The following is a 12,343-nucleotide window of genomic DNA, read 5'->3' on the forward strand; positions in this document are numbered from 1 at the left end:
GTGGTTATGGCTACCGAAACCTCGAACGATTCTTTTTGAGATTGCGCCTCGAGCTTGGTGGTTAAAATAGCAACCACGTGTTATGGTGATGAGCCAAAAATAGTCATTATTTCCTAAATAAATGGAGGTTACCCCATGAATCGCTTACGCACAAGTTTTCAACAAGCAACCGGTCAGATCAGTGGACACGGAAAACGGAATGTCGGCGTCTTAAAAACCGCTTTTGAAGAAGTGGCAGACGGGACGGCGAGTGATCAATACGGAACGGGATCAATCATCGAACCGTTCGAACAAAAGTTTGCGGAGTTGCTCGCAACGGACGATGCCGTCTTTTTCCCGAGCGGTACGATGGCGCAACAGGTGGCGTTACGGATCTGGTCGGACAAGACGGACAACCGGACTGTCGCTTACCATCCGCTCTGTCATCTCGAAATCCATGAGCAGGACGGACTGAAGGAGTTGCACCCGATCGAAACGATTCTGGTCGGCGCAGCGGACCGGCTGATGACGCTCGATGAAATTAAGGCGTTACCGGACATCGCCTGTCTGTTGCTCGAGTTGCCGCAACGGGAAATCGGCGGTGTCGCTCCGGCTTTCAGTGAACTCGAAACGATCAGCCGGTACTGCCGCGAACGGGGAATCCGGCTGCACCTCGACGGCGCACGGCTGTTTGAGATGTTACCGTATTATGAAAAGACGGCAGCGGAGATTGCCGGCTTGTTTGACAGTATTTATATCTCGTTTTATAAAGGACTCGGCGGGATTGCCGGTGCGATTCTCGCAGGCCCGGCAGCATTCTGTCAGACGGCGCGAATTTGGAAGCGGCGTTACGGCGGGGACTTAATCAGTTTGTATCCGTACATCGTTTCGGCCGATTATTATTATGAACTGCGAAAGGACCGGATGGGGCAGTACTATGAGCAGGCAAAACAACTGGCAGAGCAGTTTAATGCCTTACCGGGCGTCCATACGACACCGGAAGTTCCGGTCTCGAACATGTTCCACCTTCATTTTGACGGACAGGCGGCGGACGTTTCCCCGAAACTCGAGCAGGTCCAGGAACAGACGGGGCTCGGGTTCGTAGGTTATCTCGTCGACAAAGACGGGTATTGTTCAACAGAAATCAGTGTCGGCGATGCTTACGGAGAGCTGGATCCGCAAATGCGAGACGCCGGATTTGCCCGGCTCCGGCAAGCTTTTTCTTAAAACGTTTCTTTGACTGACGGATGGAGCTGTTCGTAAACGGCAATTTTTTCCGTGATCATCTGTTCCGTCCGGACGAGTTCCGCGAGTTGCCGGCGGACGTTTTCTTGATGTGCTTCAAGGAGACGGAGCCGCTCAAGCGACGTATCGTGCGTCTCGGACGATGCGAGGAACAGTTCGACATATTCCCGGATCTGATCGATCGGCATATGCGACGCCCGGAGCCGCAGGACAAAGCGGAGCCACGTCAGTTGGGTTTCATCATAACGCCGGACGCCGCTTTTGGTGCGGGTCGGGAATAACAGTCCTTCTTTTTCGTAATAGCGGATCGTATGGGCCGTCGTCTCGGTTAATCGGCTGATTTCTGAAATCGTATACATCTTAATCACACCTCTCCTGCTTGACTTAGAGTTGACTCTAACTTGTAGACTTTCACTATACCAAACAGAAATGGGGAATTGTTCATGAAATACACGGTCATTACAGGAGCCAGCTCCGGTATCGGATACGAAACGGCAAAAGTGCTTGCGAAAAAAGGAAAATCACTGGTTCTCGTTGCCCGCCGGACGGATGAACTGGAAAAATTACGCGATGAAGTCAAAGCCCTGGCACCGGACAGTGATGTCATTCTCCGGTCCGTTGATTTAACGGAATCGGCCAACGTCCACGAACTGTATGACTCGTTGAAAGATCTCGATATCGAGACATGGATCAACAATGCCGGATTCGGTGATTTCGACAATGTCAAAGATGTGTCAGTCCCGAAAATTGAAAAGATGCTCCGGCTGAACATCGAAGCCTTGACGGTCTTAACGAGCCGCTATGTCCATGATTATCATGATGTCGAAGGCACGACGGTCCTGAACGTCTCATCCGGTGGCGGCTATCGGATCGTCCCGAACGCGGTCACGTACTGCGCGACGAAGTTTTATGTCAGCGCCTATACGGAAGGACTCGCACAGGAATTGAAAAATTCTGGGGCGAAACTGCGGGCGAAAGTCCTCGCACCGGCGGCGACGGAAACGGAATTCGCCGACCGATCACGCGGGGAAGCTGGATTTGATTACAGTAAAAACGTCGCCAAGTACCATACGGCGGCAGAGATGGCGACGTTCCTCGATCAACTGCTCGACAGTGATCAAATCGTCGGCATCGTCAACGCGGAAGATTATTCGTTTGAACTGCGCGGACCACTCTTTACGTATGTCGGTGCGAATAAGTAAAAGATCAAAAGCCAGCTTCCGCATTGCGGAAACTGGCTTTTTTTTGTGTCTGAAGCAGATGAAACGATATGTAGTTCATCTTAAATCAGCGGCATGACAAACGTCGACGTTAAACTGACGACTAAAAACAGCGCGTAGCTGAAAAAGGTAGTTTTAGCACTGCCGTCGGTCCGGCTTCCAAGAATCGAAAACAGACTGATTGCGCAAATTGTAAGCATGGATAATAAAAACGATTGATGGGAATCGACTGATGGAATCAGCGACTGCGCAAGATGCGCCAAACCAAGCGGCAAGACGATTAATAAAAAGTAATAGCCGAGCCGTGTTTCCGATGGATGATCCGTCGATTCATGATGGGTGACTGTACGTGTATGCATTCTCATTGGCTCTTCACTTCCTTCTGTGTTCAGTATAGAGGACTTCGGACGACTTCTGCGTTACAGTCCGATGAGAAGTCGATAACAAGATCCGTCGAATATGACGAACAGATGTCGGAAAAAACACGTTCTGTAAAAAATGGAAATGCTTCTGTCCTGGTTATGTAAAAAAGTGTAAACTGATGAAAGAGAAAATGTCGGGGGAGAGAACCCGCTTGTGAGAGGAGAAGTTGGAATGAACCGCCTGTTTCGTTATTTTTATGTCTCTGACCTGATTGCAACTGTCGGAGCGAGCATCTCCTATATCGCGATCTACTGGACGTGTGCCGGACTGCTGTCGCCGGCAGCCGTCTCGTTAGTCATCGGTGCCGTGTTTGTCATCCGTTTCATCAGTTCGAGTCTGGTCGGACCGTGGATTGACCGGATCGAGCCGGTCCGTCTGCTGAAAGCGACCGTCTTGATCCGGTTTTTACTGCTTGGTGCCGTCTGGTATCTCCTGACGCAAACGGAGGCAGTCCTTCTGCCGTTGCTGAGTCTGCTTGCGGCTCAGATGCTGTTGCAGGTCATCGGTGGCAATACGGCGTTTAAAGTCGTCACCCGGATCGTCGCGTCCGAGCAGTTGCCGGTTGCCAATGCCTATTTGAGTACGCTCGACCGGGTCGGGACGTTGGCCGGACTATTGGCGGGTGGTTTATTAATCAGTGGATTTTCGATTACGGTGATTTTAGGAATGGAAGCCGTCGTCCACCTGATCGCCTGGTTCCTGTTGTTCCCGTTACGGTCGGCACCAGACACGGCAGTTAAACCGCAACTGACTTATTGGACCGATTTACGGGAAGGGTTTACTTATTTAACGCGGGACAGCCGCTTGATCCGGATTCTCGTCTTCGGTATCCTCGCCAACTGGATGATTACACCGGTCAACGCGTTACTCGCGCCGTTTGCGAAAGACGTCATCCGGGGTGGAGCGAATACGTTTTCGCTGCTCGAACTGGCCCTCGTCATCGGCGGGATCGGCATGTCGCTGTTGTATGCGCGACTTGCGAACCGGATTGATCTGATACAGATGTTTTATCTGTCGATGGTCTTGCAGGGCGGTTTTACCCTGCTGATCGGACTGACGACATCTCTGCCGTTTGCCTTCAGCGGGATGTTGTTGCTTGGGATGGCGCTCAGTCTGTTTGGAATCCCGTTCTCGACGTTACTGCAACAGACGACACCGGACGCCCTGCTCGGACGGATCCGTTCGGCGATGGTCTCTGCTTCAACCTTCAGTTCGGCGTTGTTCTTCGGATTGTCGGCCTATTTGACGACCGTGTTTGCGATCGATACCGTGTTTCTGTTCTTTTCCGGAAGCGGTCTGTTGATCCTGCTGATCCTACGACTTCAGCGTAAATCACCGGCGACGGAAGTGCGACGGGACGAGGTCGGATGACAAATCGGCCTTCAGGCGGAGGGCAGGAGAAACGGGGGGCGTTATACTTAAAAAAACGCTTACAGAGGAGAATGCAAAAGATGGATGGAATGGCGATGCTTGCGTTGATGTTTTTGATTCCGATCGGTGGAATGACGGTCATGTTGAATGTCTTATGGCGACGGATGACACCGGAGCTTGAAAAATAACAACGTACATATTACCGTAGAGTCGATTGTTATGATGAAAAAACGGACGAGACTACCCTTTTCTCAAGGGTTCAGTCTCGTCCGTTTTTTTGTCGTCAACAATAGAGAGGCATTAAGAAACGGCGGTCGGTGCTTCGAGTGCCAGACTTGGTCCGAACACTTCAAAGTGCAATTTGTCCGCCTGACCGCTAAAGTAGCGGCGGACGAACTGAATCATCGCTTCCGGTCCGCACACATACGTGTCGGCCGCCCGGTCAATGTTCGTTACATCATCCACCGACAAGCGTCCCGGTGTTGTACCCGGCAATGCATTACGTTCCGCATAGCGGATGATCGTTGCTCCCTGTTCTTCAAAGCGGGCCAATTGTTCAGCGAACGGGCGGTCGAGATCGTCCTGGACGGCGACGTATAACGTCGTTTTACGACCAACCGCAAGAGCCGCTTCGGTCATCGCGAGGAGGGGAGTCAAACCGATTCCGCCGGCAAGACCGACGAACGGAGTCGAAGCGTCCGTTAATGTAAACGAACCGGCCGGTGCACTGAGCAGGACCTTTTCACCGACGGACAGACCGTGCAGCTGACGTGAGACGGACCCGTCCTGTTTGACACCGATCGTGTACGATGTGCCGTTGGCGACTGTCGTCAGACTGTATTGGCGATTTTGCCATAAGCCATCCGGTGCCTGCAGGCGGACTGTGACGTATTGACCGGTTTGGTACGGAGCAAGTGGTCGTCCGTCTGCCGGACGTAACGTAAACGCTTTGATGTCGCTTGATTCAGTCGTCATCGTTTCGATAACGAACGGTTGATACCCTTCAAAGTCCGTTGCCTGTTCATCCTGTTGATACAGTTCCGCTTCGAGCGAGATGAACAGCTTGGCGATTTCCCCGTAGCCGGCTGTCCAGGCGTCGATGATGTCCGGTGTCGCTGCGTCTTTGAGGACGTCCTGGATCGCACCGATCAGTTCCGTTCCGACGATGTCGTACATGTACGGTTTGATCTGCAGACTGCGGTGCTTATGGAGGACCGGCAATAACGTCGGTTTGAGCGTTTCGAGCTGATCAATGTAAGCAGCTGCCGCATAGACCGCTGTCGCTAAAGCTTGCGACTGGCGGTCACTTTTTTGATTCGATTGATTAAAGATATGTTTCATTTCCGGATGATTTTCAAACAGGCGCTGATAGAAGACACGTGTAATGCTGTGACCGTGTTCAGCGAGCACCGGGACGGTTGATTTGATGATGGCGATTGTCGATGACGTTAACATAAAGACACTTCCTTTTCGGATAATGGGTGATCGGATCAGGTTCGATTTCAGTATCTGTCAGAAATCATTTTAATGCAATAGATAAAATACTAGATTTAAAAAAGTACGTGATATTTGTCACAAGTACGCCATCATTTCGTCAAGCAACCGACAAAAAACCTCCGAGGAAGGTCGGAGGTCAAGAGGAAATCCACAGTTTTGAGAAGTCCAAATAGCCGAACGAATCAATCGTAATATTTTGCAGCTCAATCGGAAACGGAATAATCCGCGTATCATCATACAACGGAATGAAGTAGGACGAGTCGATTAAATGCCGTTCGACCGCCTGGTGTAACCTCATCCAATCTTCGAACGGCGTCTCATCGTACCGGTCAATCCATTTGTCCATCTCCGGCATCTGCCGGAACATCTTCGCCGGCGGGGAAAAATCATTCGTTAAAAACTGATGAAAGGCGACCGGCAAGTTCCGTTCAAAGACTTCGGCGTGAACGGCGAGATCAATCGTGTCAAAGGCATGAAAATCGGTGATGCTCGCTTTAAAACCAATCGGCACGAACTCATAGGGAATTCCTTGCGCGTCGAGTGTCTCGCATAACCAGCGTGTCACCTTGTCCGTAAAGTCAGTCAGCTTGATCCGGAGCGGTTGCGTAAACAAAACGGCAGGACCTTCCGGAAGCGAATGGACGGAACTGAACTGTTCAAGAAACCCACGGTCGTTCGGAAAACTGCGTTCACTGAGTGACTGGATCGACGGACGGATCGCGGCAATCAACCGGTGAATATAGTGCCGCGCGTCCGGTCGTTCGAACGGGCCACCGGGACGCGGATTCAAAAAGACGAGGCCGAAACCGGACTGGGTCGAAATCGTATCCGTTTCACCGGAGTCCGACCGTGATGTCCGGTAGACGGGATCATAGGCATCGGGCATCTGAATGAACTCGATCCGGTCGAGCAGAGCGCGGATGCCGTAATAGTTCGGGAAGGCGGATAACACCGTCTTTTTCGGATCGTTTCGGGTCAGCTGGAACGGTCCTGTCCCGACGTTGTCCTTGCCGATGCTCGTATGGATCGTCGCCAGTTTTGGCAGCAGCGAATGGCGCTGCTGGTCCAACGTGATATCAACCTGGTACGGTCCATTGGATTGAATATGTTGGACATGCCGGTACGATTTGGCATAAGCGGGATAGGCAACCAGTTTCCGGAGACTTTTCGTGACGTCCTTACTCGTTAAGAGCGAACCGTCATGGAAGCGGACATCCTTTCGTAAGTAGAGTGACAGGACGGGACCGTTCCAGGCATAATGATGGGCCAGTTCACCTTGCAGTTTGCCGTCTGCGTCAATCGCGAACAACCGGCTGAAGACGTTTTGGACGAGGTGGGCACTGTGAATGTCGGCGGCTTCGAGCGGATCGGTCGTTAAAAAAGGACGTCGGCGTGGAATCAGCAGGGCATCGGACGATTCCTGTGTATAACCGAACTTTTGCTCAAGCTTTCGCATGAACCGTCCCGTTTGTGCCGGCGACCAGTCCCAGCTCAGTTCTTCCGTCACGGCGTCGACCGATTCCCGTTCAATCCGTTCGAGCATCTGTTTCGCATATTCGCGTTCGACATGACGGAGCCAGACGAGCCGTGTCAAATGACCGCGGCCCCGACCGCTCGTATACGCAAGCCAACCGTCTTCCTGCCAGCGCGTTAAATACCGTTTCGTTTGTTTTGGGCTTAAATGGATGGTGTCGGCCAGTTCGGCAATCGAATACGAACCTTCGCGGCAGGTTTTCCATAATGTGAATAAATAAGCATCCATCGTATTCCTCCGTTCTAAAAGGGGACATCTTTTTCTGACGATGTCCATTTTTTTATCTACTTGTCTTGTTTAGTATACAGGTAGAGAATGGAAGGTGAAAACATGAAATGGAAAGAAATGCCTCGACCAATTAAAGTCAGGTTGGTCACATCATTTATCAACCGGACGATTTCGTTCGCCATCATGCCGTTTATGGCACTGTTATTTGTTCAAGCGTACAACAAAGTGTTTGCCGGAATTTTTTTAATCGGAACGGTGATTATCAGCTTCCTGATCGGCTTGATCGGAGGTTACCTCGCCGACCGCTTCCCGCGGAAACGCCTGCTCGTCCTGTCGACGACGGCGAACGGTTTGATGTTTTTAATCATGACGATCAGTCTTGCCGCCAATCAAATGCTGCTCTTTACGCTCGCCTATGCGATCTTCACAGTGACGAGCAACATTGGACGGCCGGCGATGAGTGCAATCATCATCGATGCGACGACACCGGAAAACCGGCGTGCGGTCTATGCGATTGATTACTGGCTGATCAATCTGTCGATCGCCCTCGGAACGGCGCTTGGCGGTTGGCTTTACGTCAGCAACCGGTTGTTTTTATTCAGTCTGTTGACGTGTACGTCGTTGCTGTTGCCGGTCGCTTATCATTTTTTGCTCGACGAATCGAAACACGTTTGGCAGAAACAACCGCTCCGGAATGTATTTTTAGATCTCGGAAAAAGTTATCAGATCGCCTGGCGTGACCGGCCGTTCGTCAAAGTCGTCTTCGGTTCGATGTGTATTCTCGCGGCCGAATTTTCGATCGGCAGTTACGTCGCCGTCCGCTTGGCGGACGAATTCGACACGGTGACGATCGGCGACCTGACCGTCAACGGCGTCCGGATGCTCAGTCTGATCAACATTGAAAATACGATTCTCGTCGTCTGTCTGACATTCTTCATTCAACGGTTCTCGAACCGGTTTACGAATAAACAGGCGCTGGTCGGCGGACTGGTCCTCTACATCATCGGTTATGCGACCGTGACGAGTGCGAATTCACTGACGCTGCTCTTGACGTTCATCTTCATCGCGACAATCGGGGAGCTGCTCTATTCCCCGACGCTGAATGCGGAAAAAGCGAACATGATGCCGGCCGACCAACGCGGCGCCTACTCGGCATTTGCCAGTACGTCACATGCCGGTGCCGATCTGTTGTCCCGCTCGACGATCATTCTCGGAGCGATGCTCGCACCGTTCATGATGAGTGTCTACATCGGACTGATCGTCTGTCTCGGACTCGGGCTGGTCTATCTCGGCTTGTTCCGGAAAGAAAAAGTCGTCGAGAAACAACAGGCTTCTTAATCCCGATTCTACTCAAGAAATACAGCAAAAGGCGTCCTACTCCAACAGAGCGGGACGTCTTCGTGTGGCATTACATACGTTTTCCTACTTTACGGTTAGACAGCAGAAGACTCAGGACGATACTTGCAATCACGGCACATAAGCTTTTCAGCAGGAACTGGTTTCCGAGCCCTGCGATCACATAACCGTTGAACTTCTGACCGAGCGTCGCTTCCGGTACCCAGTCGATCACGTAGCCGATTCCGAAGAAGGCGGGAAGATTGAGCAGCAGGTAAATCAGGATGAAGCTGAGAAGAAATATTTTGAAGTTCATGAAATGTCTCCTTACCGTTTGATTGGAGGAACATGGTGGTTATCGTTGAACCAGTGCGAGAACCAAAATCAGCGTCGACAGACAGCCGGCGCTCAACAAGGTCAGCATTTTGGGACGGTTGATTTCTTTTGAGGATTTCGAGACTTCTTTTGAGAGTGTCAACCAAATCACGAGCGACAGAAGGATGACAACAAATAATAGCGTGTGAGACATCGGTTAATCCTCCATAGTTTCCGACTTTTTGAAGTTGGTTTCGTAAAAAAACAGACCGGTCATCGTGACGGTGGCAAAGAGATAAGCGACCAGTACAGCGAGTAGTGGCGAGCCGTCAAATCCGTACCGGATCACGACTTGCGGCAACAGGTACGCAAGCAGACCAATCGGTAAAATCCAAGTTTTTGCCCGGTAAGCCATGTAGACGGTGAATAAAAAGGCAAACAGACCAATCAGCCAGCTGCTCCACCAGGAGAAATGAATCATCGGCGAAGAGACGAGCGAATCCGTGAAAAACAGTCCAATCAGCAAGAGGAATGTCAGACTGCCGTAAAGACCGAACCAGATGAATGACCGTTTCGAGTCGGGATGCGTGGCGCTGTACCGAAACAATCGGCTCAGCGCAATCAGAAAGAGACTGATCAACACGATGAAGCCGATTAGAAAATAAAGACTGTACGCGAGCGGTCCGTCGAGCAGGTCTTGAAACAGTAAATAACTGAACACGCCGGCGATGATCTGCAAGAGGACGGCAACCGATTCACGGTAATCCGTCGTCATTTCCGATGCGATGGATTTCATGTAGTCGGCCGGACTGGCTCCGGTAATCGCGATGGTCGACTTGCCGTCGGTTTCTGCTTCTTGTAAGTGATTCTCGAGTTCCGTCACGATGTCCTGCGTCGCCTGTTCATTTTTGCCGGATGCGAGTAAATAGAGTTTTAAGTCCGCCAAAAATCGAACGGATGCGGGAGATAAGGTCTGCATTTAAGACTCCTCCTTCAGAATATGTTGAACGCTTGCCGATAACTTCTGCCAGCGCGTCGTAAAGGCGGCCAGTTCCGTTCGGCCGTCCGGCGTCACGGTATAATACTTCCGTTTTGGTCCGCTTGGAGAGACACGGTGCGTTGCTTCGATCCAGCCGAGTTTTTGCATCCGCATCAGCAGCGGGTAGATCGTCCCTTCACTGACGTCGGCAAAACCGTGGGCGGCGAGTTGTGTTGCCAGTTCATAACCATATACTTCTTCTTCGGCAATCAAGGCGAGGAGACAACCGTCGAGAATTCCTTTTAACATTTGGGTGGATGACATCATTATTCCTCGTTTCGCTATCATGTAATACAAGGTAAGTGTATCTCATACTATCATGTATTGCAAGGTAATGGGGAAAGTCAGGATTATGTTTGACGGGAACGAGGTAAATAAAAGGTAAAAGGAGCGGAAAACCAGTCACTCATGTAAGGAGGAGACAAAGGTGGAAAAACGGACGATCATCATCTCGGCAGCCGTTGTCTTTTTGATCATGGCGCTTGTCATGGCCGTCTCGGCATTTGGATTCGGGATTCAGTATGGAAATCCGGAATTGTTGCGGATTGCGATTTTTGGTGAAATCTTGACCGCCATTTTTTTAATTTGGTTCATCCGTCGTAACAGTTCATTTGAAGCAGTCGGTTTCTCCCCGTTAAAAATCCGGGGACTCGTCTGGTACATTCCAATTCTGCTGATTGTGCTGTATCAAGTCGTCCTCGTCGTCAATGCGTTGGTTGCTTCCTATGACGACCTGTCCGCAGCAACGATTCAGCTTGTCGCCATCGTATTCGTGACGACATTGTTCGTCGGTTTTAACGAAGAAGTCTTATTCCGTGGCATCATCTTACGCAATCTCCATCCTGAACGTCACCCGTACCGGGCGATTGTCATCAGTGCGGCCTTGTTCTCGTCGTTTCATCTCTTGAATTTGATTGCCTTCATTCCGGTAAGTGCGATGATTTTTCAACTCGGCAATACGTTTTTGTTCGGATTATTTTTTGCCTTGATTGCACTGAAGCTCAACAATCTGTGGCCGTTGATCTTTTTCCACGCCTTGTGGGATTTTTCAAGTATCGCCGCGGATGTTCTGAACGTGAATCTCGCAATCCCGAATCTCGTGACGCAAGTGTTTGTTGCCCTGGCGATTCTGATTCAGCTGTTGCTGCTCAAGCGGCATGATCTCAGTCATTTGAAACGACCGCTTGCGACGTGAATGAACAGGGGACCTACAGGAAGCAACCGATTCTGGTTGCTTCAGTTTGTTATCTACACAGCTACAGAATGATTCGGAATGAGGAATTTCCAGTGGGGATTTCAGGAGCGAGTGTACCGTGAATGCTCAATAGCAACCATTGCATCTTGCCATAGATGATGATAAATCATTTTTTGATGTTAACGACTCTTCGTGCACTGTGTAAGGAACGGACAGGTCGAGCAAATGTAAGAGGCAAAGGCATATTCTCTGTATCAGTCACGTGTCGTCGTCTGGCAATGAAGAACTTAATTGTTCTGGCATAAATAACATATTAGATATCAAGAAGAGGGAGTGAAATCATGAAGGGTGAAAATCATGAATCTTCATCTATTCCAGCCTGGGCTTACGAAACAGTTGAAATACAAGCTTCAAGTTCACAATGGGAGCGGCGAGGTTTGCAGGAGAAAAAAAAGCTGTCTACCATTCTTTCACAATTTGACATCAAAGAGGTAGAGCATATAGGTAGTACCGCCGTTCCAGGTTTATCGGCCAAACCCATTATCGATGTGATGGTACGCGTCATATCATTCGAAAAAATCAATGAAATTGTCGACACGCTTGTTTCGCATGATTGGAACTATGTACCACCTGAACTGGATGGTCAGTATTGGAGAAGGTTTTTTGTACGAGTGGAGAAGGATAAGCGAGTAGCTCATTTACAACTCATCCAAGTAAACGAGATACGTTGGGAAGAACAAATAAAGTTTCGCGATAAGCTGAGAGCTGATCCATCTCTCATAAAAGAATACGGAGAAATTAAAAAAAAATTGGCGAAAGAATATAGGGATGATCGAGAACGCTATACGCGGGTAAAAGGTGATTTTATTAATCGAGTATTAGCGGATTGATGATACTGATGCTTTAACAAATTAATACTTAAATTTTATACCGCGGGAGCGAACTTTGTCTGCGAGCAAATA

At 50.1% G+C, this 12,343-nt stretch carries 14 protein-coding genes; 6 read left to right on the top strand and 8 right to left on the bottom strand.

Going from position 1 to position 12,343, the window contains the following annotated elements; translation table 11 throughout:
- Window positions 1–135 precede the first annotated feature (135 nt).
- Window positions 136–1,206, top strand: coding sequence for a threonine aldolase family protein (locus ABIC15_RS07670; RefSeq protein ID WP_354020337.1), 1,071 nt, complete (start codon window positions 136–138; stop codon window positions 1,204–1,206).
- Here ABIC15_RS07670 and ABIC15_RS07675 read toward each other — a convergent pair.
- Window positions 1,203–1,583, bottom strand: a complete 381-nt coding sequence (locus ABIC15_RS07675) for a MerR family transcriptional regulator (RefSeq protein ID WP_354020339.1) — start codon at window positions 1,581–1,583, stop codon at window positions 1,203–1,205. The genes ABIC15_RS07670 and ABIC15_RS07675 overlap by 4 nt on opposite strands.
- 84 nt (window positions 1,584–1,667) lie before the next feature.
- Here ABIC15_RS07675 and ABIC15_RS07680 point away from each other — a divergent pair, with 84 nt between their 5' ends.
- Window positions 1,668–2,426, top strand: a complete 759-nt coding sequence (locus ABIC15_RS07680; protein WP_354020341.1) for an SDR family NAD(P)-dependent oxidoreductase — start codon at window positions 1,668–1,670, stop codon at window positions 2,424–2,426.
- A gap of 80 nt (window positions 2,427–2,506) precedes the next feature.
- On the opposite strand, the gene ABIC15_RS07685 is transcribed toward ABIC15_RS07680, so the two are convergent.
- On the bottom strand, window positions 2,507–2,803 hold the full coding sequence (locus ABIC15_RS07685) for a hypothetical protein (RefSeq protein ID WP_354020343.1): 297 nt from the start codon (window positions 2,801–2,803) through the stop codon (window positions 2,507–2,509).
- 235 nt (window positions 2,804–3,038) lie between these two features.
- Between ABIC15_RS07685 and ABIC15_RS07690 the strand changes: the two genes are divergently transcribed.
- Window positions 3,039–4,238, top strand: a complete 1,200-nt coding sequence (locus ABIC15_RS07690) for an MFS transporter (RefSeq protein ID WP_354020344.1) — start codon at window positions 3,039–3,041, stop codon at window positions 4,236–4,238.
- A gap of 300 nt (window positions 4,239–4,538) precedes the next feature.
- Here ABIC15_RS07690 and ABIC15_RS07695 read toward each other — a convergent pair whose 3' ends face one another.
- Window positions 4,539–5,693: a globin domain-containing protein gene (locus ABIC15_RS07695; RefSeq protein ID WP_354020346.1), complete on the bottom strand. Its 1,155-nt coding sequence runs from the start codon at window positions 5,691–5,693 to the stop codon at window positions 4,539–4,541.
- Window positions 5,694–5,871: 178 nt separating this feature from the next.
- Window positions 5,872–7,497: an ABC transporter substrate-binding protein gene (locus ABIC15_RS07700; RefSeq protein WP_354020348.1), complete on the bottom strand. Its 1,626-nt coding sequence runs from the start codon at window positions 7,495–7,497 to the stop codon at window positions 5,872–5,874.
- A 102-nt stretch (window positions 7,498–7,599) separates the two neighbouring features.
- Between ABIC15_RS07700 and ABIC15_RS07705 the strand changes: the two genes are divergently transcribed.
- Window positions 7,600–8,835, top strand: a complete 1,236-nt coding sequence (locus tag ABIC15_RS07705; RefSeq protein ID WP_354020350.1) for an MDR family MFS transporter — start codon at window positions 7,600–7,602, stop codon at window positions 8,833–8,835.
- 70 nt (window positions 8,836–8,905) lie between these two features.
- Here ABIC15_RS07705 and ABIC15_RS07710 read toward each other — a convergent pair whose 3' ends face one another.
- From ABIC15_RS07710 to ABIC15_RS07725, 4 genes are read right to left on the bottom strand one after another with little or no spacing between them, the layout of a single operon-like run.
- A complete protein-coding gene (locus tag ABIC15_RS07710; protein ID WP_354020352.1) occupies window positions 8,906–9,148 on the bottom strand; it encodes a hypothetical protein in 243 nt (80 codons plus the stop codon).
- A 39-nt stretch (window positions 9,149–9,187) separates the two neighbouring features.
- Complete coding sequence (locus tag ABIC15_RS07715; protein ID WP_318093040.1) at window positions 9,188–9,361, bottom strand: hypothetical protein; 174 nt, start codon at window positions 9,359–9,361, stop codon at window positions 9,188–9,190.
- A 3-nt stretch (window positions 9,362–9,364) separates the two neighbouring features.
- On the bottom strand, window positions 9,365–10,126 hold the full coding sequence (locus ABIC15_RS07720; RefSeq protein WP_354020354.1) for an HAAS domain-containing protein: 762 nt from the start codon (window positions 10,124–10,126) through the stop codon (window positions 9,365–9,367).
- Complete coding sequence (locus ABIC15_RS07725) at window positions 10,127–10,450, bottom strand: PadR family transcriptional regulator (RefSeq protein WP_354020356.1); 324 nt, start codon at window positions 10,448–10,450, stop codon at window positions 10,127–10,129.
- Between the two features lie 163 nt (window positions 10,451–10,613).
- Between ABIC15_RS07725 and ABIC15_RS07730 the strand changes: the two genes are divergently transcribed.
- Window positions 10,614–11,381: a CPBP family intramembrane glutamic endopeptidase gene (locus ABIC15_RS07730; RefSeq protein ID WP_354020358.1), complete on the top strand. Its 768-nt coding sequence runs from the start codon at window positions 10,614–10,616 to the stop codon at window positions 11,379–11,381.
- Between the two features lie 341 nt (window positions 11,382–11,722).
- The gene (locus ABIC15_RS07735; RefSeq protein ID WP_354020360.1) at window positions 11,723–12,271 is read left to right on the top strand and encodes a GrpB family protein; all 549 of its coding nucleotides are present in this window, start codon (window positions 11,723–11,725) and stop codon (window positions 12,269–12,271) included.
- Window positions 12,272–12,343: the final 72 nt, after the last annotated feature.

Source organism: Exiguobacterium sp. PvP048 (assembly GCF_040549175.1).
In the GTDB taxonomy this organism is placed as follows: domain Bacteria; phylum Bacillota; class Bacilli; order Exiguobacteriales; family Exiguobacteriaceae; genus Exiguobacterium_A; species Exiguobacterium_A artemiae.